Source organism: Paraburkholderia phymatum STM815 (assembly GCF_000020045.1).
GTDB lineage: Bacteria > Pseudomonadota > Gammaproteobacteria > Burkholderiales > Burkholderiaceae > Paraburkholderia > Paraburkholderia phymatum.
In genome coordinates, this window is record NC_010623.1 from 1,303,269 (window position 1) to 1,328,780 (window position 25,512).

General features: G+C 62.9%; 25 protein-coding genes. 12 read left to right on the forward strand and 13 right to left on the reverse strand.

Annotated features, from left to right (window positions below; translation table 11 throughout):
- The first annotated feature begins 4 nt into the window (after positions 1–4).
- The 3 genes from BPHY_RS43875 to BPHY_RS21595 all read left to right on the forward strand — a co-directional run bounded on the left by BPHY_RS43875 (position 5) and on the right by BPHY_RS21595 (position 2,261).
- Positions 5–139 (forward strand): hypothetical protein, encoded by a 135-nt coding sequence (locus tag BPHY_RS43875; protein WP_279612536.1) that lies wholly within the window; start codon positions 5–7, stop codon positions 137–139.
- 82 nt (positions 140–221) lie between these two features.
- A complete protein-coding gene (locus BPHY_RS21590) occupies positions 222–2,003 on the forward strand; it encodes a ShlB/FhaC/HecB family hemolysin secretion/activation protein (protein WP_012403582.1) in 1,782 nt (593 codons plus the stop codon).
- Between the two features lie 6 nt (positions 2,004–2,009).
- A complete protein-coding gene (locus tag BPHY_RS21595) occupies positions 2,010–2,261 on the forward strand; it encodes a hypothetical protein (RefSeq protein ID WP_012403583.1) in 252 nt (83 codons plus the stop codon).
- A 682-nt stretch (positions 2,262–2,943) separates the two neighbouring features.
- Here the strand turns inward: BPHY_RS21595 and BPHY_RS21600 are convergent.
- The 9 genes from BPHY_RS21600 to BPHY_RS21640 form a co-directional block, all read right to left on the reverse strand.
- The gene (locus tag BPHY_RS21600) at positions 2,944–3,792 is read right to left on the reverse strand and encodes an ureidoglycolate lyase (protein ID WP_012403584.1); all 849 of its coding nucleotides are present in this window, start codon (positions 3,790–3,792) and stop codon (positions 2,944–2,946) included.
- 56 nt (positions 3,793–3,848) lie between these two features.
- Positions 3,849–4,592 (reverse strand): SDR family oxidoreductase, encoded by a 744-nt coding sequence (locus BPHY_RS21605; RefSeq protein WP_012403585.1) that lies wholly within the window; start codon positions 4,590–4,592, stop codon positions 3,849–3,851.
- Positions 4,593–4,678: 86 nt separating this feature from the next.
- Positions 4,679–5,509 carry an amidohydrolase family protein gene (locus BPHY_RS21610; RefSeq protein WP_012403586.1) on the reverse strand — a complete coding sequence of 277 codons (831 nt, stop codon included), beginning with the start codon at positions 5,507–5,509 and terminating at the stop codon, positions 4,679–4,681.
- A gap of 15 nt (positions 5,510–5,524) precedes the next feature.
- On the reverse strand, positions 5,525–6,565 hold the full coding sequence (locus tag BPHY_RS21615) for an aldo/keto reductase (protein ID WP_012403587.1): 1,041 nt from the start codon (positions 6,563–6,565) through the stop codon (positions 5,525–5,527).
- A gap of 41 nt (positions 6,566–6,606) precedes the next feature.
- Complete coding sequence (locus BPHY_RS21620) at positions 6,607–7,914, reverse strand: UxaA family hydrolase (protein ID WP_012403588.1); 1,308 nt, start codon at positions 7,912–7,914, stop codon at positions 6,607–6,609.
- A gap of 15 nt (positions 7,915–7,929) precedes the next feature.
- Positions 7,930–8,247 (reverse strand): UxaA family hydrolase, encoded by a 318-nt coding sequence (locus tag BPHY_RS21625; RefSeq protein WP_012403589.1) that lies wholly within the window; start codon positions 8,245–8,247, stop codon positions 7,930–7,932.
- Position 8,248: 1 nt separating this feature from the next.
- Complete coding sequence (locus BPHY_RS21630; protein WP_012403590.1) at positions 8,249–9,274, reverse strand: ABC transporter permease; 1,026 nt, start codon at positions 9,272–9,274, stop codon at positions 8,249–8,251.
- Positions 9,264–10,790 (reverse strand): sugar ABC transporter ATP-binding protein, encoded by a 1,527-nt coding sequence (locus BPHY_RS21635; RefSeq protein WP_012403591.1) that lies wholly within the window; start codon positions 10,788–10,790, stop codon positions 9,264–9,266. The genes BPHY_RS21630 and BPHY_RS21635 overlap by 11 nt, the downstream gene beginning before the upstream one ends.
- Positions 10,787–11,836 carry a sugar ABC transporter substrate-binding protein gene (locus BPHY_RS21640; RefSeq protein WP_012403592.1) on the reverse strand — a complete coding sequence of 350 codons (1,050 nt, stop codon included), beginning with the start codon at positions 11,834–11,836 and terminating at the stop codon, positions 10,787–10,789. Before BPHY_RS21640 ends, BPHY_RS21635 begins: the two co-directional genes overlap by 4 nt.
- A gap of 273 nt (positions 11,837–12,109) precedes the next feature.
- On the opposite strand from BPHY_RS21640, the gene BPHY_RS21645 reads away from it, so the two are divergent.
- Entirely contained in the window at positions 12,110–12,889 is a 780-nt protein-coding gene (locus tag BPHY_RS21645; protein WP_041765240.1) for an IclR family transcriptional regulator, read from the forward strand.
- Positions 12,890–12,982: 93 nt separating this feature from the next.
- Here BPHY_RS21645 and BPHY_RS21650 read toward each other — a convergent pair whose 3' ends face one another.
- Positions 12,983–13,414 carry a PaaI family thioesterase gene (locus BPHY_RS21650; protein ID WP_041765242.1) on the reverse strand — a complete coding sequence of 144 codons (432 nt, stop codon included), beginning with the start codon at positions 13,412–13,414 and terminating at the stop codon, positions 12,983–12,985.
- A 243-nt stretch (positions 13,415–13,657) separates the two neighbouring features.
- Here BPHY_RS21650 and BPHY_RS21655 point away from each other — a divergent pair, with 243 nt between their 5' ends.
- A complete protein-coding gene (locus BPHY_RS21655) occupies positions 13,658–15,268 on the forward strand; it encodes a methyl-accepting chemotaxis protein (RefSeq protein ID WP_012403595.1) in 1,611 nt (536 codons plus the stop codon).
- Between the two features lie 100 nt (positions 15,269–15,368).
- Here the strand turns inward: BPHY_RS21655 and BPHY_RS21660 are convergent, their stop codons facing one another.
- On the reverse strand, positions 15,369–16,466 hold the full coding sequence (locus BPHY_RS21660; protein ID WP_012403596.1) for an AGE family epimerase/isomerase: 1,098 nt from the start codon (positions 16,464–16,466) through the stop codon (positions 15,369–15,371).
- A 132-nt stretch (positions 16,467–16,598) separates the two neighbouring features.
- Between BPHY_RS21660 and BPHY_RS21665 the strand changes: the two genes are divergently transcribed.
- The 6 genes from BPHY_RS21665 to BPHY_RS21685 all read left to right on the forward strand — a co-directional run bounded on the left by BPHY_RS21665 (position 16,599) and on the right by BPHY_RS21685 (position 21,102).
- On the forward strand, positions 16,599–17,285 hold the full coding sequence (locus tag BPHY_RS21665) for an MgtC/SapB family protein (protein WP_012403597.1): 687 nt from the start codon (positions 16,599–16,601) through the stop codon (positions 17,283–17,285).
- Between the two features lie 126 nt (positions 17,286–17,411).
- Positions 17,412–18,686 (forward strand): prolipoprotein diacylglyceryl transferase, encoded by a 1,275-nt coding sequence (locus tag BPHY_RS21670; protein ID WP_012403598.1) that lies wholly within the window; start codon positions 17,412–17,414, stop codon positions 18,684–18,686.
- A gap of 333 nt (positions 18,687–19,019) precedes the next feature.
- On the forward strand, positions 19,020–19,178 hold the full coding sequence (locus BPHY_RS42610) for a hypothetical protein (RefSeq protein ID WP_012403599.1): 159 nt from the start codon (positions 19,020–19,022) through the stop codon (positions 19,176–19,178).
- Positions 19,179–19,614: 436 nt separating this feature from the next.
- Positions 19,615–19,893 carry a hypothetical protein gene (locus tag BPHY_RS21675; RefSeq protein ID WP_012403600.1) on the forward strand — a complete coding sequence of 93 codons (279 nt, stop codon included), beginning with the start codon at positions 19,615–19,617 and terminating at the stop codon, positions 19,891–19,893.
- Positions 19,894–20,073: 180 nt separating this feature from the next.
- Complete coding sequence (locus BPHY_RS21680; RefSeq protein ID WP_083775910.1) at positions 20,074–20,442, forward strand: 3-hydroxyacyl-CoA dehydrogenase NAD-binding domain-containing protein; 369 nt, start codon at positions 20,074–20,076, stop codon at positions 20,440–20,442.
- Positions 20,443–20,484: 42 nt separating this feature from the next.
- Positions 20,485–21,102, forward strand: coding sequence for a flavin reductase family protein (locus tag BPHY_RS21685; RefSeq protein WP_012403601.1), 618 nt, complete (start codon positions 20,485–20,487; stop codon positions 21,100–21,102).
- Between the two features lie 19 nt (positions 21,103–21,121).
- Here the strand turns inward: BPHY_RS21685 and BPHY_RS21690 are convergent, their stop codons facing one another.
- The gene (locus tag BPHY_RS21690; protein ID WP_041764503.1) at positions 21,122–22,504 is read right to left on the reverse strand and encodes a polyhydroxyalkanoate depolymerase; all 1,383 of its coding nucleotides are present in this window, start codon (positions 22,502–22,504) and stop codon (positions 21,122–21,124) included.
- Positions 22,505–22,730: 226 nt separating this feature from the next.
- Here BPHY_RS21690 and BPHY_RS21695 point away from each other — a divergent pair, with 226 nt between their 5' ends.
- Entirely contained in the window at positions 22,731–23,396 is a 666-nt protein-coding gene (locus BPHY_RS21695) for a glutathione S-transferase family protein (RefSeq protein WP_012403603.1), read from the forward strand.
- Between the two features lie 53 nt (positions 23,397–23,449).
- Here the strand turns inward: BPHY_RS21695 and BPHY_RS21700 are convergent, their stop codons facing one another.
- A complete protein-coding gene (locus tag BPHY_RS21700) occupies positions 23,450–25,420 on the reverse strand; it encodes a methyl-accepting chemotaxis protein (RefSeq protein WP_012403604.1) in 1,971 nt (656 codons plus the stop codon).
- Positions 25,421–25,512: the final 92 nt, after the last annotated feature.

Below are 25,512 nucleotides of genomic sequence, written 5' to 3' on the forward strand. Positions count from 1 at the left end.
CGATATGGCTGTTGGTGGCGGTCCGAGTCCCGAACAGTACGCCAAGATGACCAAAGCACAAAAAACAGGTTACTGGATAGCCGTGGTAGTCGTTTTTGGGTTTATTGGCGCGCTCTTCATCAAAAAGATCTTTTTCTAACTTCACCACAGATGTGGCGGAAAGCGTGAGCGGCCGCGGGCCGCTTACCGCACAGCAGGAAGAATCAGGAACTACTTCGGCAATGAAACTAAGCAAGAGGCTGGCGGCGCTGCCGCTCACAGCCCTGGTCACACTTGCGTCCGCGCAACGCGCCCCATCCCCGGCAGACGAAGCGGCAGCAGCACGGGCGAATGCGGAACAGAACCAGCAGTTAAAACAGCAACGCGACGCGCAGCAGCGGGAGCAGGCCGTCAATGCGCCAGCCGTGCGCTCAACCGTGCCGAACGCCGGAGTCTATCCCGACCTTCCACACGAATCACCGTGCTTTCGCATCGACACGTTCACGCTTGACGTGCCTGCGACACTGCCCGATGTCGCGCGCAAGAACGGCGCATCCAACCTGCCGCTCGATCCTTTCTGGTTCGCGCGCGAATGGCTCGACCACTACCGGCGCGAGTGCATCGGCAAGGCCGGACTTGACGTGCTCACGAAGGGCCTGCAACAGGTGATCCTTTCACGCGGCTACGTGACCACGCGCGTCCTGCTGCCCGAACAGGACGTATCGACAGGCATTCTGAAAGTTGCGCTCGTGCCTGGTACCGTGCGGCATCTGCGCTTTGCTGACCCCGACACGCGCGGGACATGGAAGTCCGCATTCCCTGCACGCGACGGCGACCTGCTGAACCTGCGAGACCTTGAGCAGGGGCTGGAGCAGATGAAGCGCGTCGCGTCCCAGGACGTGGACATGAAGATCGAGCCCACCGAAGCGCCAGGCGAGAGTGACGTGGTGCTGAACGTGAAGCGCGCGAAACCCTGGAGCTTCGTCGCATCGGTGGACAACTCGGGTACGAAGGCGACGGGCAAATGGCAGGGCAACGTGAGCCTCGGCCTCGACAACCCGCTCGGGCTGAACGACACATTGACGGCCGGCGCGAATCAGGACCTGTCATTCGGCAACAAGACGCTCGGCTCACACGGCTTCAACGGCTCGTACTCCGTGCCGTGGGGCTACTGGACGGCGACGCTGTCGGGCAACACGAACACCTACTACCAGAACATTGCGGGCGTGAACCAGACTTTCGTATCGAGCGGCAACGCGCAGACGGCCGCGTTCCGTCTCGCGCGCGTGCTCTCGCGTAGCCAGAACGACGTGTTCAGCATGGAGCTGCAACTGTCGAAGCGCTTCGGCGAGAGCTTTATCGAAGGCACGTCGATCCCGATCCAGGACCGCAACAACACGTTCGTCGAGGCGGGGCTGACCGACCGCCACTACTTCGGCGCAGCGCAGTTCGACGGAACACTGGCATACCGGCAAGGCATTCACGGCCTGGGCGCAACGGGCGACCCCGACCCGAGCCTGTACGCATCGACAGACGACGGCAAGCCACTGCCCACCTACCTGTACAGGATGCTCGTGCTCGACGCTAACCTGTCGGTGCCGTTCGCCATTGCGACGCAAAACTTCCGCTACCTGTCGACCGTTCACGGCCAGTTCACGAACGACCGGCTGTTCTTCATCGACGATCTGACCATCGGCAGCCGCTACACGGTGCGGGGCTTCGACGGCGAAACGATGCTCGCGGCAGAGAAAGGTTTCTACTGGCGCAATGAACTGCAATGGCCCATCTTTCAGACGGGTCAGACGTTATACGCAGGCATCGACTACGGGCGCGTGTTCGGGCCGAACACGGCGATTCTGGCGGGCACCCAACTCGCGGGCGCGGTGATTGGCATCCGTGGCGGCATTCCGGCGAAGTACGCGGGGTTCTCGTATGACCTGTTCGCTGGAACACCCATCTACAAACCCGCAGGTTTTCCGACCGCGCGCGTCACGGCCGGCGTCCAGGCCACAATGCAGTTCTGACCATCCATGAAAGAGCAATCCCGACCGCCCGTCAATCCCGAGGAAATGCCGGATGCGAAGCCTGGACGCAATGGCGGCGTCGGCCACCCGTTCATGCTGGGCCGTCAGCGCATCAGGAACAAAGCGCGCAGACTGGGTCGTGAGGTCGTGCACGGACAGATGGAAATGCCGCCAGCCGAGCCTGTCGTGCAACCTGTCACGTCGCCAAGGGCCGAGCCGGTTGTCTCCATACGCAAGCGGCGGCGCATTGAGATGTGATAGCGGGCAGGCGATGCCCGCCCTCGTCTCGGTGCTGCGTCGCCACGCCGTCTGTGGTGAGACTCAGAAGACGTTGATCCGCTTCACTACAAAAGGGTAGCGAGCCAGCGCATGCAATCTCGACGCCTTCTTTCGCGATAGTCGCATTTACCGGGCTGACGTCGGCCATATGTTCGAGTGCTTCCAGCAGACGGGCGCGATCCTCTTCCGACTCGGGGCGCAGGAGCACGGGTGTACCTTGACGCAGAACCCGCGCAGCTTTGCATCGGAAATGTATCGTGCCTTGCCGTCAGCCTTGACGGTCAGCAGGAAATTGCGGTTGATGTCGACTCGTGCCATTTTTAGCCCTCTCCCTGGGTCGTTGATCGACCGTCGCACAGGGCAGCGTAGGACACATGGAGGACACTTTCCGTATGACACTCCATGCAACTCTACGCCACCCTATGCAACGTAAGGGCTTGATCCTTATGGCTTATGAGACGCCAAGCAACTCTATGCAACAGTAAAAATGCCCCGCACAGGGGCAACGCCAGCAAACCGGAGACACAACGCGGATGCCAGCGAGAAGCCAAACCAGACCCCAAAAACCAGAACCAAACCCCAAAAACCAGAACCAAACCGCAAAAGGCGTAGCCCACGCCGAGAAGGCAAAGACAGCGCCTGCGTCGCAGAAAAAAATCGCCTATTCGGCCGAATAAGTCTTCTGGGCTTGCTCGCCAAGCCCTTCAATTCCGAGTTTCACAGTCTGCCCAGCCTTCAAATACACCGGCTCGGGCTTGACGCCCATTCCTACACCAGGCGGCGTGCCAGTAGAAATCACATCACCAGGCTGGAGGCTCATACATTGAGAGAGATAAGAAACCAGCTTGGCCACGCCAAATACCATCGTCTTCGTGCTGCCATTCTGATAACGATGCCCGTCCACCTCCAGCCACAGCTTCAAATTTTGCGGATCGGGCACTTCGTCCCGGGTGACAACCCACGGCCCGATCGGGCCGAACGTGTCAAAACCCTTGCCCTTGTCCCATTGACCCGCGCGCTCGATCTGCCATTCGCGCTCGGATACATCGTTGATCACGCAATAGCCCGCAACGTAATCAAGCGCATTCGCTTCGTCGACATACTTCGCCTCCTTGCCGATCACGACGCCCAGCTCGACTTCCCAGTCCGTCTTCTTCGAGCCGCGCGGAATCTCGATGCCATCGTTAGGACCGACGATCGCGCTCGTCCACTTGTTGAAAACGACAGGCTCGGTCGGTACGGGCAGATTCGATTCGGCCGCATGGTCAGCATAGTTCAGGCCAATACACACAAACTTGCCAATCTTGCCGACACACGGTCCGATGCGTGGATTGCCTTCAACCACCGGCAGCGACGCCGGATCGATCGCGCGCAGCTTAGCGAGCGCTGCGTCAGTCAACGCGCTGCCGTCGATGTCGGCGACCACATTCGACAGATCGCGAATCTTGCCCTGCGCATCCAGCAAGCCCGGCTTTTCCTGGCCCTTCGGTCCATAACGAAGCAGTTTCATCGCTGCAGTTTCCTCTGTTCAATGATTCCGTGGTTCATGAATATCGATACCCGCATTCAATTCGACCAGCCGCCGTCGATCACATGCGCCTGGCCCGTCGTAAACGCCGACTCGTCCGACGCCAGATACAACGCCAGCGCCGCAATCTCCTCCGGCTTGCCGACACGGCCCATCGGCTGACGCGCGACGAACGCAGCATGCACCGCATCGACCGTCGAGCCCTGCGCTTTCGCCTGTTCCGCAATGCGCTGTTCGAGCGAAGGCGAGTGTACCGTGCCCGGACAGATCGCGTTGCAGCGCACGCCGCGCGTCACGAAGTCCGCGGCGATAGCCTTGGTCAGGCCGATGACGGCGGCTTTCGACGCACCATACACGAAGCGGTTCGGCACGCCCTTCACGCTCGATGCCGCCGACGACATATTGATGATCGACCCGCCGCCCTTCTCCAGCATCGCAGGCAAGAACGCGCGGATCATCCGGTACATCGCCTTCGCGTTCAGATCGAACGCGAAGTCCCAATCCTCTTCGCTTGCTTCGAGGATCGAGCCCGCGTGCACGTAGCCAGCGCAATTGAACAGCACATCGACCGGTCCAATTTCCTGCGCGAGCGCGTGGATCGCCGCGCCGTCCAGAACATCCAGCGTACGCGCTTCGACCGGTTTGTCCTTGAGCGCGTCGATGCGGATGTCGGTGGCGATGACGCGCGCGCCTTCACGCGCGAAAAGCTCGGCCGTGGCCAGGCCGATGCCCTGTCCTGCCGCCGTGATCAAGGCCGTCTTCCCGGCCAGTCTTTGTACCATGTAGCGCTCCCGTTGGATTGGCGTTTTGGGCATACCGGTTATTGCAACGGTTGCTCACCGGCGCGAATGTGGAAATCTCGATGTAGTCAAAGCCGATAGAACGCGGCTGCATTGCCGCCGAATACCGCATCGCGCTCTGCATCGGAAAGCGACGACAGCAACAGCGTCGCGATCGAATGCCATAGCAGGTAGTCGCCGTTCAGGTTCAGTACGGGCCAGTCGCTGCCCCACATCAACCGCTTCGGCCCGAATGCCGCGAGCAGGTGATCGACGTACGGACGCAGCGTCGCTTCCGTCCAGCCTTGCGCGGCTTCCGTCGCGAGCCCCGAGAGCTTGCAATGCACGTGCGGCAGCTTTGCGAGCCGCGTGATGCCCTCGGCCCATGCGTGCCAGCCCGCATCGCCGTTGCGGATCGGCGGCTTCGCGCCATGGTCGATCACGACACGCAACTGCGGAAAGCGCGCGATGAACGTTTCGAGGGCATCGACATGACGCGTGAAGATCAGCGCATCGAACGCGAGGTCGCTGGCGATCAATGCATCGACAGCGGGCTTCAATGCGGGATTCGCAATCCAGTTGTCGTCGGGCAGATCTTGCAGCATCGGCCGCACGCCCTTGAATTTCCGCTTCTGCGCGAGTTCCGCGATCAAGGCGGGCGCGTCGGGATCGAGCATCGGCACCCAGCCGACGACGCCCGCGATAGACGGTTCGTTGCTCGCGAGTTCGAGCAGATAGCGCGTCTCGTCGACGGTCGGCGCGGCCTGCACGACGACCGTGCGCGCCACGCCCGCGCGTTCGCGCAGCGGCGCCAGATCATCAGGGCCGAACGTGCGATAGAGCGGCGCGAGTTCCGGCGTCAGCCAGCCGTAGTCGCCACGCTCGGGGTTCCAGTAATGCTGGTGTGCGTCGATTTGCATGATGTGATTGAACCGCTAGGCTGCCGGCACGGGCGCGCGCGAATCGAGCAATCCTTTATCGCGCAGCGCCTGCCAGAGTTCAGCGGGAATGGGCTTGTCGAATGAAGCCACATTCTCGCGCAGTTCAGCCGCATTGCGCGCGCCCGTCAACACCGTGGCGACAGCGGGATGCGCATACGGAAACTGCAGCGCCGCGGCGGCAAGCGGCACGCCATGCTCCTTGCACACGGCTTCGAGACGCGCGACGCGTTCTATGATTTCCTTCGGCGCTTCGCCATAGTTGAACTTCAGATCGCCTTCGACGCCGAGCGCGAGAATCCCCGAATTGAACGCGCCGCCCAGCAGAATACTGACATTGCGCTTTTCGCATTCGGGCAGCAGATCGGCGAGCGTGGCCTGTTCGAGCAGCGTGTAGCGGCCGGCGAGCAGCGCGCAATCGATGTCGAAGTCGCGTATCGCATCGAGGATCGCCGCGCCTTCGTTGACGCCGAGACCGACTGCCTGCACGGCGCCTTGCGAGCGCAGATCGTCGAGCGCGCGAAAGCCGCCGCCGTGCGTCAGTTGCTGACAGTAATGCGCGTTGCGCTCGCCGTGCGTCGCCACGCCGATGTCGTGCACCAGCAGGATGTCGATATCGACGATACCCATGCGCTGCTGGCTGTCTTCGAACGAACGCAGAATGCCGTCGTGCGTATAGTCGTAGATTGCTTCGAAGGGCAGCGGATTTTGCCAGCCTTCGCTGCCGTCGTACGGATGCTTGCGCGGCACATAGTGGCGTCCGACCTTGGTCGACAGCACGAACTCATGGCGCGGATAGCGCCGCAGCGCATCGCCCAGACGATGCTCGGCTTTCGTATGGCCGTAGTGCGGCGCGGTATCGAAGTAACGCACGCCCGCGTCCCACGCGGCCTGAACGGCGCCGAATGCTTCTTCGTCGGCGAGATCGCGGTAGAGTCCGCCGAGCGGCGCAGTGCCCAAACCGAGGCCCGTGACTTCGAGCGAGCGCCGTCCGATCTTGCGCCGCTTGCTCACGTTTGAAACTGCCGCATCCGTCATCGTCTCGCTCTCCATGTTCTTTAATGCGCTCGCGACGGCCTTCACTGTGCCGCCACGCTGACGATCCGATGCGGCAGCGCCGCATTGGAAGGCAGGCATGCGGGCCCGACCGGCTCGAACGTCTTGTACGTAAGAATAAACTCCTGGTGCCCGAGCGACTCGGATTTCGATGCCGCGCCCTGTGCGACGGCGAGCGTCAGGTCGAACACTTCGCGGCCCACTTCGTCCAGTGTGGCGCGGCCCTCAAGGATACGCCCCGCATCGACATCCATGTCGCCCGACAGATTGCGATAGGTATCCGGATTCGCGCAGACCTTGATGACGGGCGAAATCGCCGAGCCGACCACCGAGCCGCGTCCCGTCGTGAACAAGATCACATGCGCGCCGCACGCGATCAATTCGGCGATCTCCGCGTTGTCGCTGATGTTCGGAAAGCCGAAGCGCGGTTCGCCGTCGGGCACGACATCGAGCAGATAGAGACCGCCCGTTGGCGGCACGTCGCCGGGCTTCACGATGCCGACGATCGGAGACGCGCCGCTCTTCGCATACGCACCTAGCGACTTTTCTTCCTGCGTCGTCAATCCGCCGTCCGCGTTGCCGGGAGCAAAGCTGCCGTGGCCGAGTATCGTGTAATAGCGCGCGGCCTTCGCGACGCACGCGACGATTTCATCGCCGAGATCGTCGCGCGCCGCGCGGCTTTTCATATGAAACTCGCAGCCGACCAGTTCGCCCGTCTCCTCGAAAATGCAGGTTGCGTCGTGCTCGATGAAATGATCGAACGCGCGGCCCACGGCCGGATTTGCCGTGATGCCGCTCGTGCCGTCCGAGCCGCCGCAGATCGTGCCGATCACGAGTTCGGACAGCGCCATCGGCATCTTCTTCTGTTTCGCGAGTTCGCTGCGCGCTTCGCGCACCCAGTCGACACCGTATTGAATCGTGCTGCGCGTGCCGCCTTTTTCCTGAATCGTCAGCACGTGAACGGGGCGGCCGCTCGCTCGCACCACATCGACCAGATAATGCTTGTTCATGCTCTCGCAACCGAGCGAAACGAACAGCACCGCGCCGACGTTCGGATGCGTCGCCAGCTGTTCCATCATCTTTTCAGCGTAGCTGTTCGGATAACAGCCCGGAAAACCGATCAGATGCACGGGTGCGTCGCGTTCGGCGGAGGCGTCGTCGAACGCGTCGAGCGACGGGCGAAACTGCGCGACGATCTCGCGTGCCACGTGATGCGCGCATTCGACGAGATACGCCACCGCGACCACGTTGCGGATGCCTTTGCGTCCATCGCCGCGCAGATAGCCTTGCAGCTCGGGCTGCGTTCCATTGACTAAGGAAAGGTCGGTCATGTTTTGTTCGCCCGCTCAGTGATGAACGAATGCGTGGCCTGCGTCGTGGGTATACGTCGGCAGGTAATCGCTTTCGAGGTTGTGCGTGTGCAGATGCTCGCCACGTGCGACGTCGACGGTCACGTGGCCGATCGCCGCGCCGTAGCGCAGCACCTTTTCATCGGCATGCAACTGGCGGCGCGCGAGCTTGTGACCGAGTTCGATCGTTTTCGCGAGCGTGACGCGCTCGCCTTCGATATCGATCTGCGTGCCGGCATCGAGGCGCGCGGCGGCGATCAGGCAGTTGTCGTCGGGGCTCAGCAGAATGAGGCGGGCGTCCGTCTTGTCGGTCATGTCAGTTTTGTCCTTCGCCGCTGGCCAGTCGAGCAACCATCAGCGAGCCGAGAATGATGGCGCCGTAGATCGCCTGAATCCAGAACGACGGCACCTGCGCGAGCGTCAGCAGGTTCTGCACGACCCCGAGCAGCAGAACGCCCGAGAGCGCGCCGAGCATCGTGCCCTTGCCGCCATCGAGCGAGATGCCGCCGATCACGGCCGCCGCGAACACCGTGAAGATCATGCCGTTGCCCTGATTCGCGTTGATCGCGCCGACGTAACCCGTCACGACCAGTCCGCCGATCGACGCCAGCGCGCTGCCGAGCACGAATACGCCCCACGTGATGCGCTCGACGCGTATGCCCGCTGCGCGCGCCGCTTCAGGATTGCCGCCGATCGCATACAGCGCACGGCCCAGCCGGTGATAGCGCAACATGAACGCCGCGATGCCGAACGCAATGGCAGCGAGCCACACGGAGAGCGGCAAGCCGAGCACGATGGTGGTCGCGAGCGCGAAGAACGACGGCGGCATGTCGAACAGCGTGCCGCCCTTCGTCGCGCCGACCAGCATGCCGCGCAGCACGATCAGCATCGCGAGCGTGACGATGAACGCGTTGAGCCGTAGCCGCACGACGAGAAAGCCGTTGATGAAACCGATCAGCGCGCCGACCACGACGATCGCCAGCAAGCCGGCGGCCGCAGGCCATTCGAAGCCGAAACCGGCGGACGCCGCGGGCATCACGAGCATCGCGCCGACGGCGGGTGCAATGCCGACCGTCGATTCGAGCGAGAGATCGAATTTGCCCGTCAGCACGATCAGCGATTCGGCGAGTACGACGAGCGCCAATGCCGCAGACGCACCCAGCACACTGATCAGATTCGCTTTGGTCAAAAAGCTCGGACTGACGAACGCGCCGATCACGATCAGCAACGCGAGCGCGGGCACCAGCGCGAGATCGCGCAGACGCGCGAACTCGATGCGCGGACGCGCGGCGCTTGCGCCCATCCCTTGAGCCGAGGCAAACGCAGGCACACTATTCTTCATGGAGACTGACTCCTTCAACGGACGCGATCAGGTCGTTGTCTTCCCAACCTGCCGGAAACTCAGCCGCGATGCGGCCACGGAACATCACCAGCACGCGGTCGCAGGTGCGTAGATCGTCGAGTTCTCCCGATGCGACGATCACCGCCTTGCCTTCGTCGCGCACGCGATCGACGACTGACAGCAGCGCTTCTTTCGACTTCACGTCGACGCCCGCCGTTGGATCGATCAGCACGAGCACATCGGGATTGGTGGCGAGCGCGCGGGCCATCACCACCTTTTGCTGATTACCCCCCGACAGTCCCGACACCACGTGCTCCGGTCCCTGCGCAACGATGCCGAGCGCGTCGATCATCTTCTTGCCGAATGCGTTCTTCTTCGCGGGCGGCGCGATGCCGAACTTGCCGAGCACGCGCGCGATCGTCATCGACGCGTTCTCGGCGACCGATTGCGTCAGCACCAGCCCTTCGTGATGGCGGTCCTTCGGCACGCAGCCGATGCCGCGCTTCAATGCAGCGGGCACGTCGCCGGGTGGCAACGCTTCGCCGTCCACGCGGATGCTGCCGCGCTGCGGCTTGCGCAGTCCCGCAATCGCTTCCGCGACGCTCGTGCGTCCGCTGCTTGTCGCACCCGTGAGTCCGATGACTTCGCCGCGCTTGACGGCAAACGACACATCTTCGTAGTCCGCGCCCGCGAGTCCTTCGACCTGCAACGCGACGGCCGCATGCGCAGGCAGCGGATCACGCGATGCCGCATCGGTGACGTTCAGGCCGCCGCGCTCGCCCGTCATCGCTTCAATCAGCTTGTCGCGTGGCAACGCCGACACCGGCGCGCTGACGATATGCCTTGCATCGCGCAACACGGTCACGGCCTGGCAAATTTCGTACACCTCTTGCAGATGATGCGAGATGAAAAGGAAGGTCACGCCTTCGCGCTGCAGTTCTTCGATGCGCTTGAAGAGCCGCTTGATTTCGTCGCCGTCAAGCTGCGCCGTCGGTTCATCGAGAATGATGAAGCGCGCGCCATATGACAGCGCCCGCGCGATTTCGATCAGCTGGCGTGCTTCGACAGTGAGGTCGCCCGCGCGCGCATCTTCGCGCACGTCGATCTTCCAGTGATCGAGCAACGCTCGCGCATCGCGCCGCATCATGCGCCAGTCGATGACGCCGTTGCGCGTGTGCTGCCGGTTGATAAACAGATTCTCCGCGACGGACAACTCGCGGATGATCGTCGAATGCTGATAGACGCACGCGACGCGTTCACGCCACGCATCGCGGTCCGCGACGGGCGGCGCAGCTTCACCGCCGAAGCGCACTTCGCCCGTGTCGGACTTGCGCAGGCCGGTCAGGATCGACACGAGCGTCGATTTGCCCGCGCCGTTGCGCCCGACGAGCGCATGCGACTCGCCGGGCATCACGCGCATGCTCACGTCTCTCAGCGCCGCGTGGTTGCCGAAGCGCTTGCCTACGCCAAGCGCTTCGACGACCGCGCGCGTGGATGCGTTCGCGTCATCGATCATTTCAGCGTGTTACCCCAGAGGTTCTTGTCGTCGACATTGGCCTTCGTCACGAGGGGCGCGGGCAACTGGTCTTCGAGCACGCCCGGCTGCAACTGGACGATGTTGCTGCCGTGGTCGGTCGGACCCGGCTTGAACGTCTGTCCGGCGAGTGCGGCCTTCATGTAGTAGAGGCCGTACTTGGCGTAGAGATCGGCGGGTTGCGAAATGGTCGCGTCGATTTCTCCCTTGCGGATCGCGTCGAACTCTTGCGGGATGCCGTCATTGCTGACGATCACGACGTGCTTCGCATCGCCTGCGGGAAACAGCATCTGCTTGCGGCGCAGCGTCTGCAGGGTCGGCGACAGATAGACGCCGCCCGCCTGCATGTAGATTGCCTTCACATCGGGATTGGCGGTCAGCAGGCTATCGAGCGAGCTTGCCGCGACGTCGCCCTTCCAGCCCGCGGGAATTTCGAGCAGCGACAGCGCCGGATAATTCTTCAGGCATGCACGGAATGCTTCGGAGCGGTCGCGTCCGTTGACGGAGGCCAGATCGCCCATGATCTGCACGACCTTGCCGGACTTCACGTGCTCGCCGATGTACTTGCATGCATTCGTGCCGTACGCGCGGTTGTCGGCGCGCACGACCATCGCGACTTTGCCTTGCGTCGGCGCGACGTCGACGGCGACGACCTTCACGTCTTTCGCGGATGCCGAATCGAGCGCGCGGCTGATCGCGGCCGAATCGATCGGTCCGACCACGATCCCCTTTGCACCCAGATTCACCATATTGTTCATGTCGGTGATCTGCTGCGCCGGGTCGTTATTCGAATTGACGGGCGCGAGGATGTCGATGCCCATTTCCTTCGCGTACTTCGGCAGATAGTTGTTGTACGACTGCCAGAACGGTGATGTGAGAAGCGGCAGGCCGAGGCCGACCTTGCTGGAATCGGCGGCCTGCGCGGCGGTGCTGAAGCCGATGCCGGCCACACACGCAGCGGCCACGGCGGCCGTCAATGCACCCTGAACAGAACGGCGAGCCGCGCGCGGCTCTTTGGCAAAACCCATGCTTGTCTCCTTTGGCGATGGCAGTTGGCGCATTGGCTCATCCCTGCCTGAGCTGCGTTGTGGGAACAGGAACCGGCGAACCGGGTACATCGACCTTCGCTTTGCTATGGGCATTGGTGCATGCATTCACCAATGAACGTATTATTCATATGCGAACTTTTCGAAGTCAACGACCACGGCGTGGGTGTTTTCCCTGGCGCGCTGTGCCCTGTGTGACGATGCTTTGACGGCCGATAATCGATGCGAATGTCAAACACCAACCGACTGATGACGATGGACGTGGAAGAGAAGGACGACGCCGAGCGCTATCGGGCGCCTGCGCTCGACAAGGGGCTGGACATACTGGAGCTGCTTGCGGAGCAGAAGAGCGGCCTGACGCGCGCCGAAATCACGAAACTATTGGGGCGCAACGCGAGCGAGATGTACCGGATGCTGGAGCGGCTGGTGGCGCGCCAGTACGTGGTGAGATCGGCGGGGGGCGACCGCTATTCGTTGAGCCTGAAGCTGTATGCACTCGCGCACCGGCATCCGCCGATGAACCGGCTGATTTCCGAAGCGTTGCCGCTGATGCAGCGCTTTGCGACGGAGGCCGAACAGTCGTGTCATCTCGCCGTCTACGATCGCGGCAATCTGCTGGTAATTGCACAGGTGGACGGGCCGGGCACATGGGGCATTTCGGTGCGGCTCGGCTCGCGGGTCGGTTTGATCGATACAAGTTCGGGGCGCACGATGCTGGCGTTTCAGACGCTCGAGCAGCGTGAGCATATGCTTGCCGAGCACACGAAGGTCAAAGGGGAAGTGACCATCGATCACGACGCGCTCGAGGCCGTTTGCGCGGCGATTCGCGATGCCGGTTTTTCGCAGAAGGACAGTCAGCAGATTTTTGGTGTCACCGATCTGACGTTTCCGTTATTGACTGCGTCTGGACAGGCTATTGCTGCCATGACTTGTCCTTATCTCAAGCGGATCGATGAGTATGTTGCGCCTTCCCTCGATGAGGTTACTGCGATGTTGAGGGAGATCGTGCAGGGACTTTCGATGTTTGCCGAGTAGCGGTTATTTTCGAGGTCTGCGACGCAGCCGACATTTTTGGGTTTGTGGCTTTTTAAAGTCCCCGAATGGCGACTGCGCGCTGACAGGAAACGGTCACCTGGCATCGTTTTCAGCCCCGTCGCCGATGCGATTGATCGTCCCCTGCGCAACGGCGACAAGCCGTTCCTGATCCCCGTCAGTGACGAAAACACTGCACCGGCATGTCGCCTGCTGCCGCCCGACGTACACCACTTCGGCCCGCGCCATCAGCACCCCGGTCACAGCCGGCCGCAGATAGTTGATCTTGTACTCCCCTGTCACGACCCTCGGTCCGAGCGCCAGCGCGCCCGCAAAAGTCAGCGCATTGTCGGCGAGATAGCTGATCACCCCGCCGTGCACAAAACCATGCTGCTGCCGCAACTCGTCGCGAATCGGCAGGCACAGCGTCAGCTCGTTCGCGCCCACATACATCAGCTCGGTGCCGAGCAGCACGCTAAAGGGCTGGGCGTGCAGTGCGCCGCGCGCCCGGTCGAGTAGATCAGTCATCGTCGTTCCTTCGGGCTGAGCCCGCATGGCGATGTCCCAACTCTAGGAAGCGCAATCGCAGCGCGTCAAGGTAATTCGAAGCATCGCGCGGCGGTTATTGTGTAAAACGATGCAGCCACTCCGCGTAAGCCGCCGAAACGCTTACACGCGGGATTTTTTGTCGTTCGATGCTCAAGCCGTCGCGAGGGATTGCCGTAAACCCGGGTGCATTCCCCGTCCTTCTTCAGCAATTCAGGTGTCTCGATGTTCAGCAAGATCAAAGTGGCTTCCGGCTTGTTATGTGTTCTCGCCGCGTTCTGTATTTTCCAGCTGGTGACGGAGGGGCTCGGTTTCTGGTCGATGACCCGCACGCACGACGACGTGAAGGATCTCGCGAACGTCGCGCTGCATCAGGTGAATGCCGTCAACGTGACGACGCAGAATCTGATGGACGCGCGCATCAACCTGTCGCGTGCCGGTACGCGAATGGTGCGCGGCGGCGCAGAACCGACGGAGATGGTCCAGCACGCGCGCGAGCAGCTCGCGGCCGCAGACCGCTCGTTCACGGCTTTCATGAACGCCCCCAAGCTCAACGACGACAACAGCGCGCGCGCTTCCGCACTCAACGAGAAGTACCAGAAAATCCACACCGCGCTCGGCGAACTGGCGCAATACCTCGATGCCGGCAACATTCAGGCGTTCCTCGATCAGCCGACTCAAGGTATGCAGGACGCGTATCTGACAGAGCTGCACAACTTCACGGAATTCGGCGATGCAACGGGCCGCGCATCGCTCGATTCGATCGATGCACATCAGACGCTGTTCCGCACAGTCGGCATCGTGATCATTGCGCTGCTGCTGGCTGGCACGGCGGGCGTGTACGTGGCGCTGCGGCGCGGCGTCGTGGGTCCGCTGGAAGAAGCCGGCCGCCATTTCGAGCGCATCGCGCAAGGCCGACTGAACCAGCCGATCGAAGAGCGCGGCACGAATGAGATCGGCCGTCTGTTCTCAGGTCTCGCGGTAATGCAGGCGAGCGTCGCACGCACGGTGAAGACCGTACGAGAAGCAGCGGATTCAATCTATATCGGCGCCGACGAAATCGCGACGGGCAACGCCGATCTGTCGGCTCGCACGGAAAATCAGGCTGCGTCGCTCGAAGAAACGGCGTCGAGCATGGAAGAACTGACGGCGACCGTGCGCCAGAACGCCGACCACGCGCGCGAAGCGAACGCGCTGGCCGAAACGGCGCTTGACGCGACGTCGCACGGCAGCAACGTCGTGAACCAGGTCGTCTCGAAGATGCAGGGCATAGCGCAAAGTTCTGACCGCATCGCCGAGATCATCACCGTGATCGACGGCATTGCGTTCCAGACCAACATTCTCGCGTTGAACGCGGCCGTCGAAGCGGCGCGCGCGGGCGAGCAGGGCCGCGGATTTGCCGTCGTCGCGGGCGAAGTGCGCGGCCTCGCGCAGCGCAGCGCGCAATCGGCGAAGGAAATCAAGGAACTCATCAGCGAGTCGGTCGCGGAAATCCAGGGCGGCTCGGTACTGGTCGAACGCGCAGGCGAAGCGATGCGCAACGTATCGGATTCGATCTCGCGCGTCACCCAAATGATGGCCGAGATCAGCGCGTCGTCGCTGGAGCAGAGCACGGGTATCGAGCAGGTCAACCAGGCCGTCGTGCAGATGGATGAGATGACGCAGCAGAACGCGGCACTCGTAGAGGAAGCGGCGGCGGCGGCGTCTTCGCTGCATCAGCAGACGCGCCAGTTGAAGGACGCCGTGTCGTCGTTCGAGATCTCGGATGTCGTGTTCCACTCGCATCGCGCGCGCGCCGCGCTTCAGCCTGCGATGAGCGGGGCGCTGACGGTCTGATACGCCGCGTCGCGAACCAACGCATATGAAAAAGCCCGCGAAGCGAAATGCTTCGCGGGCTTTTGTCGTTCTGCGCGCTGGTTGCGCAGCGTTCTTTCGTTCAGGCTTCGGGCAACGCAGCGTAAGCGGTCGCGAGGTGATAGGGCGTGGTTGATGGCATGTCTTCGCGCGCGACTTCGCCCGTTTGCCTCTTGCATTCGATCCAGCCTTGCGCGCTCAGGAAGCGCGGCTGGAATCGTCCGATCTGCTGCGGCAGCATCGCGCGCGTGGCTGCGTCGCCGTGCACGGCGAGCGCGCGCAGATATTCCGTCTGCGCCCAGATGCGCTGTGTCGAATCCTTGATGCCGCCGGCTTCGTCGAGCGCCGCGTGCACGCCGCCCGTCGCTGCGTCGACGCCGCGTTCGTGCGCAAACATGAACGCGCGCGCAAGCGCGTCGCGCAGACCTGAACCGTTGAGCACGTCGCCTGCCTGCTGCACGAGCCAGAACCATTCGAACTGATGACCCGGCTCCAGCCGGTTGTCCTCGCTGCCCACCGGCAGTTCGGCGATGCAGCCCGTCGGTCGATGCACGAAAGTGCGCGCGATTGCATTGCCGAGCTTCGAGAGCGCGGTATCGAAAGCGGCGTCTCCCGTGGCTGAGCGCGCCGCAAGCCATGCCTCTGTCAGATGCATCAGCGGGTTTTGCAACGGCATGCTGTTCGTCGTCGAGAAGTCGGCGGCGAGGGCGGCGTGCAGCAAGCCATCGTCGGCGCCGAAGCGGTCTTCGATCAGCGACGATGCCTGATGAACGATGCTCAGTGCATCGTCGTTGCCCGAGCGCGCGCCGTACTCGGCGCATGCGAACACAACGAACGCGTGGGTGTAGAGGTCTTTGGTGGTGTCGAGCGGCACGCCGTGTGCGTCTACGCTGTAGAACCAACCGCCCCGTTTGCTATCCCGGAACAGGTTCAGGGATTCGAACAGGCGCTGCGCATGCTGCATTTCGCCGCTGAGCGCGAAGACGAACATCTGGCGCGCGCATGCCATTGCGCGATAGCGGACGACGGGCAGCGGCGTGCGGCCATCGGCGGCGACAGCTTCGTACGGCAGTCCGAGCGCTGCATTGAACCCCGGTCCGCGCCAGATCGGCAGGATGACGCGAGCGAAGTGATCGCGCAGCGCGGCTGCAAGTTCAGGCGTGGTTGGGGTTGCGTTCATGGTGCGGAGGGCGAAATAACGATGAAAGGCGCACGCGCCGGGCTTTCAGCATAAGGCAAACGGCGCCCGCCGGGCATCGCGGCCGAAGCGCCGTAAGGCAAAGTCAACCGCCCACATGACAGGGAGAGCGATTTGATCACCAATATGGAACTCATTTCCCGGCTCGTGCTCGCAGCGATACTCGGCAGCGTGATCGGCTTCGAGCGCGAGCGGCTTTCATGGGCTGCGGGTCTGCGCACGCATATGCTCGTGTGCGTCGGCTCGGCGCTCATCATGCTCGTGTCGGCGTTCGGCTTTGCGGATGTGCTCGGCAACGATCACGTCGTGCTCGATCCGTCGCGGGTCGCCGCGCAGGTCGTATCCGGCATCGGCTTTCTCGGCGCCGGCTCGATCCTGCTGCGCGGCGAGATCATCCGCGGGCTCACGACTGCCGCGAGTCTCTGGTCCGTCGCCGCGGTAGGGCTCGCCGTTGGCGGCGGATTGTACACGGCGTCGATCGCGGCGACGATCATCGTGCTGATTATCCTTGCCGGGATCAAACCGATCGAAAAGCGCTTCATTACCGTCAAGCAGCGTCGCCAACTGATTTTGCTGGTCGAGCGCGGCTCGATGACCTTCCATTCGCTGCATGAGGCGCTCGGTCCGGCGAGTCCGCGCGTCAAGCAGTTCGTGCTGCAACAGAGCGACGACGATCCGCAGGTCGACGAAGTGATGATCACACTCAACCGGGTGTCATCGCTGGAGCTCAACGCGATTTGCGAGCAGTTGCGTGCGCTGCCGGGCGTGAATCATTTTCGGGACAATGGAGAGCCAGTGTGAAAAGGCCGCCCCGCGCGTTTCTGTGCCTCTCGTTGCATGCGACAATGCGGGCTCTAGAAAAACACCGCTGGCAGTGTTGACGGCGCCTCCGAAAGGCGACGAACGCTGCGTTCCCGCTTTTCCTACATGGCCGATTCCGCAGAGTCCACGATTGCACGTCCGGTGCGCGCCCGTTCGCAGAAGCCGCGCGCATCGACTGTCTCACCCGAAACCGAAAACAAGCTTGCCCGTGCCGCGCGTTCGGCTCAACGTCTCGCGCAACTGAGCGACGCCGCGCGCGACCACAGCACGCTCGACCTTTTCCCGGACGACATCGCGCGTGCCGAGCAGCAAGCGCTGAACATCGATGTGCGGCAAGGCACACTACAAGGCTTCGAACTTCCCGATGTCGTGCTGGCGGCTGCCGGTGCGCCAGATGGCGTCGGTTTTGCGGCGGGTGCGGGAGAAGGCAAGGGTGGGCGCGCGGCGCGCGGAGCGGCGGCGTCGAAAAACCAGCCGGCGGCGGCCCATCTACATGACGGTCAGATGGTGATCGATACGGAAGCCATTGCGCCCGAACCGGTTGTCGTCGCCAAAAATTGCGCCGAAGGGCTGGCGTCGGCTGCTTCCGTCGATAGCGAGCTTGCCGCGAAACCGGATGCGCCGACGCAAGCTGCGTCGCTGGCTGCCGCGAGCGTCGTGCGCAGCGTTGCGGCTTTGCGCGCCGTGCCGCCGTCAGCCGACGCCGCTGATGCCGTCGATGGCGGGAGCGCGAAATGGCCGGCGGCGGGCGACGACCGGGAGCGGCCCGCGCCCGCTTCAACCAACCCCGCGACGCCGGCGATTGACGAAGGCGCGCCGGCAACTGCCGCCGACACGCTCGCACCCAGCGCGAGCGCTGCCGCCGCAATTTCGCAGCCCGCGGCGCGCGCCGACTCGCAGTTCGCCCCGCAACCGCAGTCGCATGCGCCGCTCGCGACGCTCGCGACGCTCGCGACGCTCGAACTCGACCATGCCCGCGCGACCGCGTTCGCCGATACTGTCGATGCGCTCTATGGCGTGATCGCCGATCAGCGCCGCGCCGCTGCAGACCATACGCGCCGCATGAAATGGCTGCTATCGATCGTCGTGTGCGCGCTGTTGATGTCGATTGCGATCGGCATTGCGCAGACGATGTTGCTGTTCCGCCTCGCGCATCAGTCGACCGCGCATGAGCAGCGCATCGAACAGATGTTGCTGAGCCAGCAAGCCACCTTGGCGACACTGCTGGACACCGATTCTTCGACGACTAGTCTTCCCGTCAGTGCTCAGCCTCCGGCACCTGCCGCGCCCGCACTGGCTACGGCCCCGGCTAAACCCGCCGCAGCGCATGTTGCCCCCACGCATCACACTCAACGACGCAAGTCAGCGCACACTCACTAACTCCACGGGACGGGTCGGCCGCATACTTCCTGCGGCCTAGAATCTCCGTTTTTCGCCCGCAGCGCCATTAAAAAAGCAACTAACCGCCTGTTTTCAGCTATCACAACGGTATAAGCGGCCCGAACGTTGCATGCGCGCATCACCGTCTCTAAAACAGGGCCGGGGCCGGGAGGCGCGTCCGGCGGTAATGTTGCACCGCATACTGAGCAATCTGAGCCTGCGGCATACCACCACACAGAAAATTTGCTGCATTGCACTAGCGAAAATTAAGGGAAAACCCTATACTTCCTTCTAAGGGAAAACCCTGTATCACCAAACCAACCGGGAGTCGCCATGAACTATCTTTTCGCGCTGTTCCAAAAGGTTAGCGACCTCTTCGCGTCGCCTCACTTGCCTCTGGATTCGGATTATTCATACGAAGCACGTCATCGCGAAGCGGAGCGTGTTCGCAAGTCGCAATCAACCTTGTTTGGCATCCGTCTGACCGACTAATCGGCAAGACGCCTAACAATAGACGTTGTACTGCGCATTCGCTGCCATCCAGAAGCGGCGAAACTGGAAAGCCCGGCCTTGCCGGGCTTTTGTTTTTCTGCCGCAGCGTGTCGGGCGGCGCCGGCGTAGCTCGGCGCACCGCATGTCGTCGCAATCCAAAGCGCATTATTGCGCGACCGAAATCAATGTAACGGCGGCTTTAACGGACAGCTCCGTAACGAGTAGCCGACGCGCCCGCGGCCCTCTGAAAACGCGGCAAATCTCCACAGCAAACGCGCGCCGCGGCTGACGACTTGTGAAACGCGCGCTTACAAGTGCTCACGTCTGTGAATATTCTGCGCCGCTAAAGTGGGTCTCAAGCGAACGGCGTGAATTTCAAGGCCGTCCCGGTCGATACAGCCGTCGCTCGCAACGAACCTCGAAAGGGAGAATAGCCATGAATGCCTTCAAGAAGACTTCGCGCTCGATCGTCGCCAGCCTTATCGCTGGCGGCGCTTTGCTCGGCGCCGGCAGCGCCTTCGCACAGCACGCCCCCCTCTATGCGCAGCCGCATATGATGCGCGTCGGCGTGCATGTCGATATTGGCTGGCACGGTGACCGTTACTGGGACGGCCACCGCTACTGGGCGCACGACGAGTGGATGCGTCACCATCCGCACGATCGCGATCCGCGTCACGACGACGGCCACCGTCCGCCGCCGCCGCGCTACTACTGACCGGTTGACGGCGCGCACCGAGGCGTCCGGTGCGACGTCGCGAGGATGAACCAGGGCCGGCCGCTCACAAGGAGCGCGCCGGCCTTGTCGCGTCTGGCGTCCGAAAATTCCGCGCTGCGCTATGCTTTTGCGTTTCGGTCGACAGGGCCGGCAACACAGCAACAGGCGGGGAGAACGGTTTTGAGCAAGCCAGTCGTAGGCGTGGTGGGAACGGGACTGATGGGCGTCGGCATTGCGACGCAAAGTGCGCTGTACGGACACCGGACGATCGTCAACGACGTTGATCCCACGCGGCTCGAAAGCGTCGTGCCGAAAGCGCAAGCCGTGCTCGACGAACTCATCGACGCGGGCTGCATCGATGAGCAGGCCAGCCACCTGATGCACGCTCTCGCGAAGGATGAAGACGTGCTCGACCTGTTGCGCGCGCAGGTACAGGCGGGCCGTGTCGGCGTACGCAGCGGCGCGGGCTTTTACGACTGGGACGACGCGCTGACCGCGAAGGTCGAGGCCGGACGCAAGCGGATGATCCAGTCGAACGGGAACAACTGAGCGGCGCCGCCGCACATCGTGAACCACAACAAGAGCTTTGCCATGTCGGACGACGTCTATTTCTACGATCCCGCCGCAGGCCACGGCTTGCCCCACGACCCGTTCAAGGCCATCGTCGCGCCCCGCCTGATCGGCTGGGTCTCGACATGCTCGGCGAGCGGCCGGCTGAACCTCGCGCCGTACAGTTTCTTCGGCGCATTCGCCACCTTCCCGTCGATCATCGGTTTCTCCAGCGAGGGCCGCAAGGACAGCATCCGCAACCTTGAAGAGACGCGCGAGTTCGTCTGGAATCTCTCGACGCGCCCGCTCGCCGAACAGATGAACCGCACGTCGGCGCCCGTCGCACCGGAGGTCGACGAGTTCGCGTTGTCGGGCCTGACGCCCGTCGCGGGGCGCAACGTGGCGGTGCCGCACGTCGGCGAATCGCCGGCTGCGCTCGAGTGCAAGCTGTTGCAGATCGTGCAGCTGCACGATCTGAACGGCACGCCGATGGATAACTGGCTTGCGCTCGGGCAGGTAGTCGGCGTGCATATCCAGAAGGCGTATCTGAAGGACGGCCTGTTCGACACGCACGCCGCGCAGCCGATCATGCGCGCGGGCTATCGCGCCGACTACGCGCAGATCGGCGAAATGTTCCAGATGATTCGTCCGGCATCCTGAGCATCCTTCGCGTCCGCGCTCAATCAGTGGCGGCTTCGTCGGAAGACAGATCGACGTCGGCGGCTTCCGCGGCGGCGGGCGTCGTGCCCGCAGGCGCGGCCGCGCTCGATGCCGCCGCAGGCGCAAGCGTCAGCGAACTCTGCATGCCGCGCGCACCCGCCGGCACGGCACGCGGCTCGTTGTCGTGAATGACGGCGCGAATACGCGGATAGATCTGCCGCTCCCAGCGCTGTCCATTGAACACGCCATAGTGCCCGACGCCCGTCTGCACATGATGTGTCTTCAGATACGGCCGAAGCTTGTCGCACAGATCTTGCGCGGCAAGCGTCTGCCCGACCGCGCAAATATCGTCGCGTTCTCCTTCCACCGTAAATAGGGCGGTGCGCGTGATCTTCGACGGCTCGACGCGCCGTCCCTTCACCTCCAGTTCATGCAGTGGCAGCGCATGCCGCTGGAAAACAGTGTCGACTGTTTCGAGGTAGAAGTCCGCCGTCAGATCCATCGTCGCGAAGTACTCTTCATAGAAGATTCGAACGGCCTCGGCTTTTTCCGGGTCGCCTTTCGAACACTCGCGATACATCGCTTCGAACGACTCCAGATGCCGGTCGAGATTCATCGACATGAATGCGTTCAACTGCACGAAGCCCGGGTAGACGCGCCGGAACGCACCCCGAAAGCCGACAGGTACGGCACTGATCAGATTCTGCTCGAACCATTCAATTGACTTGCTCTTCGCGAGTTCGTTGACCCGCGTCGGATTCACGCGCGTATCGATTGGCCCCGCCATCAGGGTCATGCTGGCCGGCTGCGCGGGATGATCGTCGGCGGCCATCAGCGCGACGGCAGCGAGCGCGGCGACCGTCGGCTGGCAAACGGCGAGCAGATGCGTGCCCTGGCCGATCGTGTCGGTAAAGTCGATCACGTGCTGCACGAACTCGTCGAAGCCGAAGCGTCCCGCCGAAAGCGGCACGTCGCGCGGGTTGTGCCAGTCGGTGATGTACACGTCGTGCTCGCTGAGCATCGTGCGGACCGTGCCGCGCAGCAGCGTCGCGAAGTGGCCGGACATCGGCGCGATCACAAGCACGCGCGGCTGCGGCACGTCGAACGAAGCGTGTTTGCGGAAATGCAGCAGCGAACAGAAGGGTGTCGACTGCACGATGTCTTCGAACACGTCGACCAGCTGTCCATCGACATCGACACTGCCAATGCCGAACGGCGGACGGGTGTGCGTGAGGCCCGCAAGCGTCAGCAGATCGGCGGATGCACGCAGCGTCCGGCCAGATGGTGTGGCCGCATGCTCGGGCCACGCGTCGAGCGCGCCGCGCACCAGCGACGCACCGTGACGCAGCGGCAGCATGAGGTTGGCGAACGCCTGGTACGCCGGATAAGCGAGCGGATTCATGGCTTTCGCGCTAAAGATGAGAACCAGGCGCGATGAGAGGCAAGTCATATGCCAATCAAGCAGCGCACAGCGTCGACGGAATGACGTGGCGTCCGCCTACGTTGGCATAGCCTTTGCGCGTCACTGCGCAAGGTGCCCGGCGTGCCGCGAATTGGTGCGTCGATGCACGACATCGTGCATCGCGGGCGGCGGATAGCGGCGCGATGATCCTTCAAGGAGCGAAGCAATGGCGAACACGTCGGCTATGAGCACGTTGACCATCAGCAGCCGCAACTATTCTTCGTGGTCGCTACGCGGTTGGCTGCTCACGAAGTTCAGCGGCTTGCCGTTCGAAGAAATCGTGATGCCCGTCGACGATCCCGCCGCGCGCGCCGAACTGCTGTTGCTGTCGCCGTCGATACTCGTGCCGTGTCTCGTGCACGACGGCGTCAAGGTATGGGACACGCTCGCAATCGCCGAATATCTGAACGAAGTGTGTCCGCAAGCCGCTCTGCTGCCGAAGGACCGCAAGGCGCGCGCGCACTGCCGCGCGATCTGCGGCGAAATGCATTCGGGCTTCAGCTCGTTGCGCTCGGCTCTGCCGATGAACCTGAAAGCTCATTTTCCGGGCTTCAAGGTGTGGGCGCGCGCGCAGTCCGATATCGAACGTATCGTGACGATCTGGCGCGAGTGTCTGGAGCAATACGGCGGGCCGTATCTGTTCGGCGAGCGAAGCGCTGCGGACGCGATGTACGCGCCCGTCGTCACGCGCTTCGTGACCTATGACGTGCAACTCGATCCCGATATCGTTGCGTATGGGGAGCGCATTCTCGCGCTGCCCGAGATGCAGCAGTGGATCGCCGAAGCACAGAAGGAAGTGGATGAAATCGACGAACTCGACGTCGAGTTCTAGCGTTTTGGATTTCAGACGCGGCGCACCGGGCGCCGCGTTGCTGCAGTACTGCTTTAGTTGCGTCCGCCCAGCTTGAACACCGCCACGACTTCCGCGAGCTTGTCGGCTTGCGCGCTCAGATCGGCGGCTGCCTGTTCGGCATCGCTGACGAGCGCCGCGTTCTGCTGTGTCACTTCGCCGATCTGCGTGACGGCCGTGTTTACCTGCTCGATGCCGCTCGACTGCTCCTTCGACGCAACGCTGATTTCGCCGATGATCGTCTGCACCTGTCCCACGCGCTCGACGATCGAGCGCATCGTCGTGCTCGCTTCCTCGGCGATGCGGAAGCCGCTCGACACCGTAGCCGTCGATTCGGCGATCACCGCCTCGATTTCCTTGGCCGCCGCCGCGCTGCGCTGAGCGAGCGCGCGTACTTCCGACGCGACCACCGCGAAGCCCTTGCCGTGCTCGCCCGCGCGCGCCGCTTCGACGGCCGCGTTCAACGCGAGAATGTTGGTCTGGAACGCAATGCCTTCGATCACGGTCGTGATGTCCGCGATCTTCTTGGACGACTGGCTGATCTCGCCCATCGTCGTAACGACGCGCTCGACCGCGCGGCCGCCGTCGAGTGCGGCCTCCGATGCGCTCGTCACCAGCGTGTTGGCCTGTGCCGCGTGGCCGGCGTTCTGCTGCACGGTCGACGTGATTTCCTGCATACTGGCCGCCGTCTCTTCGAGGCTCGCGGCCTGAGTGCCGATGCGCGACGCGATTTCTTCGCTGCTCGCCGCGATCTTTGCCGTGCCGTCCGTCATATCGGACGAGGCGGTGCGCACCTGCGTGACGATGCGCGCCAGACCTTCGCCGATGCCGTCGATCGCCTGCATCAGGCGGCCGATTTCATCGGCGCGCCGGTCGTGGGTTGCCGACACGCGCACGCTCAGGTCGCCCGATGCGAAACGCTCCGACGCCTTTGCCGCTTCGTCGAGCGGGCGCGACACGAGGCGGCGCACGGCGATCAGGAATACCACGGCAAACACGCCGACCAGCACGAAGCCGATCAACATGAAACGATTGCGCGTCGAGACCACGTCGGCCATCACTTCGTCACGCTTCGCGACGCCGCCGACCAGCCAGTTCCACTCCGGCACGGTGACGAACGACACGAACTTGTCCTGCGCGACCGTTTCGCCGAGCGTCGCGTCCGCGCTCTTGTATTCGATCTGGCCTTCCTTTTCGTCGAGCATGCGCTGGTACGGCGCCGCGTTCTCATCGCCGGCCTGGCCTGCTGCGGCCGGATGCACGAGCAGCTTGCCGCGATCCGCGCCCTTCGACGCATTCATCACGAAGTAGTAGCCCGTGTCGCCGATTTTCAGCTGACGGATGCCTTCTTCGACCGACTTGATCTGCGTGTCCACGTCGACGCCGACGAACAGCGCGCCGATCACCTTGCCGCTCGCGTCGTTGATTGGCTTGTACTGCGTGATGTAGCGCTTGCCGAAAAGCGTCGCGAGACCCGTGTAGGTCTTGTTCGCCGCGACCGGGCCGTACGCCGGACCCTTGCGGTCGAGCAACGTGCCGATCGCGCGCGAGCCGTCCTGCTTCTTCAGCGAAGTCGTCACGCGTACGAAGTCGTCGCCCGTGCGGGCGAAAATCGTCGCGATTGCGCCGCTTTGCGCGAGGAACTGGTCGGGAATCGAGAAATCATTGTCCAGCAGCTTGTCGCCGGCTTTGAACACGGGCGCCTGCATGCCGCTGACGTCGATTTTCGCCGACTCGTCGAGCGAGTAGTTTGGCGGCAGGAAGCTCGCGAAGAGTGTCATCGAACGGCCGACTTCGGCGGTGAGCGCCTTGTCGAACAACGAGATCATCGCCGCGATCGAGCGATCCTTCTCGGTCATGCGCGACAGCACCTGGTCGCTGATCTGTGCGCCGGCCGTGCGGGTTACCGCAAATGTGAACGCGGCAAAAATGGCCGCGACGAGCGCGCACGACAGCATGGCGAGCCTGGCGCCCACGCTGGCGCGGCGCAGTGAAAGGATGTCCATGTGTGGTTTTGCAGATAATGGGATGAGAGCTGCCCCCGATGCGTCGAGCGACATATAGAGGCAGGCTGAAACCTATTTACGGCAAAACCGAA

Excerpts from the sequence above, each read along its gene's own strand:
- BPHY_RS43875 (WP_279612536.1), top strand. The coding sequence starts at position 5 with ATGGCTGTTGGTGGCGGTCCGAGTCCCGAACAGTACGCCAAGATGACC.
- BPHY_RS21590 (WP_012403582.1), top strand. The coding sequence starts at position 222 with ATGAAACTAAGCAAGAGGCTGGCGGCGCTGCCGCTCACAGCCCTGGTC.
- BPHY_RS21595 (WP_012403583.1), top strand. The coding sequence starts at position 2,010 with ATGAAAGAGCAATCCCGACCGCCCGTCAATCCCGAGGAAATGCCGGAT.
- BPHY_RS21600 (WP_012403584.1), bottom strand. The coding sequence starts at position 3,792 with ATGAAACTGCTTCGTTATGGACCGAAGGGCCAGGAAAAGCCGGGCTTG.
- BPHY_RS21605 (WP_012403585.1), bottom strand. The coding sequence starts at position 4,592 with ATGGTACAAAGACTGGCCGGGAAGACGGCCTTGATCACGGCGGCAGGA.
- BPHY_RS21610 (WP_012403586.1), bottom strand. The coding sequence starts at position 5,509 with ATGCAAATCGACGCACACCAGCATTACTGGAACCCCGAGCGTGGCGAC.
- BPHY_RS21615 (WP_012403587.1), bottom strand. The coding sequence starts at position 6,565 with ATGACGGATGCGGCAGTTTCAAACGTGAGCAAGCGGCGCAAGATCGGA.
- BPHY_RS21620 (WP_012403588.1), bottom strand. The coding sequence starts at position 7,914 with ATGACCGACCTTTCCTTAGTCAATGGAACGCAGCCCGAGCTGCAAGGC.
- BPHY_RS21625 (WP_012403589.1), bottom strand. The coding sequence starts at position 8,247 with ATGACCGACAAGACGGACGCCCGCCTCATTCTGCTGAGCCCCGACGAC.
- BPHY_RS21630 (WP_012403590.1), bottom strand. The coding sequence starts at position 9,274 with ATGAAGAATAGTGTGCCTGCGTTTGCCTCGGCTCAAGGGATGGGCGCA.
- BPHY_RS21635 (WP_012403591.1), bottom strand. The coding sequence starts at position 10,790 with ATGATCGATGACGCGAACGCATCCACGCGCGCGGTCGTCGAAGCGCTT.
- BPHY_RS21640 (WP_012403592.1), bottom strand. The coding sequence starts at position 11,836 with ATGGGTTTTGCCAAAGAGCCGCGCGCGGCTCGCCGTTCTGTTCAGGGT.
- BPHY_RS21645 (WP_041765240.1), top strand. The coding sequence starts at position 12,110 with ATGGACGTGGAAGAGAAGGACGACGCCGAGCGCTATCGGGCGCCTGCG.
- BPHY_RS21650 (WP_041765242.1), bottom strand. The coding sequence starts at position 13,414 with ATGACTGATCTACTCGACCGGGCGCGCGGCGCACTGCACGCCCAGCCC.
- BPHY_RS21655 (WP_012403595.1), top strand. The coding sequence starts at position 13,658 with ATGTTCAGCAAGATCAAAGTGGCTTCCGGCTTGTTATGTGTTCTCGCC.
- BPHY_RS21660 (WP_012403596.1), bottom strand. The coding sequence starts at position 16,466 with ATGAACGCAACCCCAACCACGCCTGAACTTGCAGCCGCGCTGCGCGAT.
- BPHY_RS21670 (WP_012403598.1), top strand. The coding sequence starts at position 17,412 with ATGGCCGATTCCGCAGAGTCCACGATTGCACGTCCGGTGCGCGCCCGT.
- BPHY_RS42610 (WP_012403599.1), top strand. The coding sequence starts at position 19,020 with ATGAACTATCTTTTCGCGCTGTTCCAAAAGGTTAGCGACCTCTTCGCG.
- BPHY_RS21675 (WP_012403600.1), top strand. The coding sequence starts at position 19,615 with ATGAATGCCTTCAAGAAGACTTCGCGCTCGATCGTCGCCAGCCTTATC.
- BPHY_RS21685 (WP_012403601.1), top strand. The coding sequence starts at position 20,485 with ATGTCGGACGACGTCTATTTCTACGATCCCGCCGCAGGCCACGGCTTG.
- BPHY_RS21690 (WP_041764503.1), bottom strand. The coding sequence starts at position 22,504 with ATGAATCCGCTCGCTTATCCGGCGTACCAGGCGTTCGCCAACCTCATG.
- BPHY_RS21695 (WP_012403603.1), top strand. The coding sequence starts at position 22,731 with ATGGCGAACACGTCGGCTATGAGCACGTTGACCATCAGCAGCCGCAAC.
- BPHY_RS21700 (WP_012403604.1), bottom strand. The coding sequence starts at position 25,420 with ATGGACATCCTTTCACTGCGCCGCGCCAGCGTGGGCGCCAGGCTCGCC.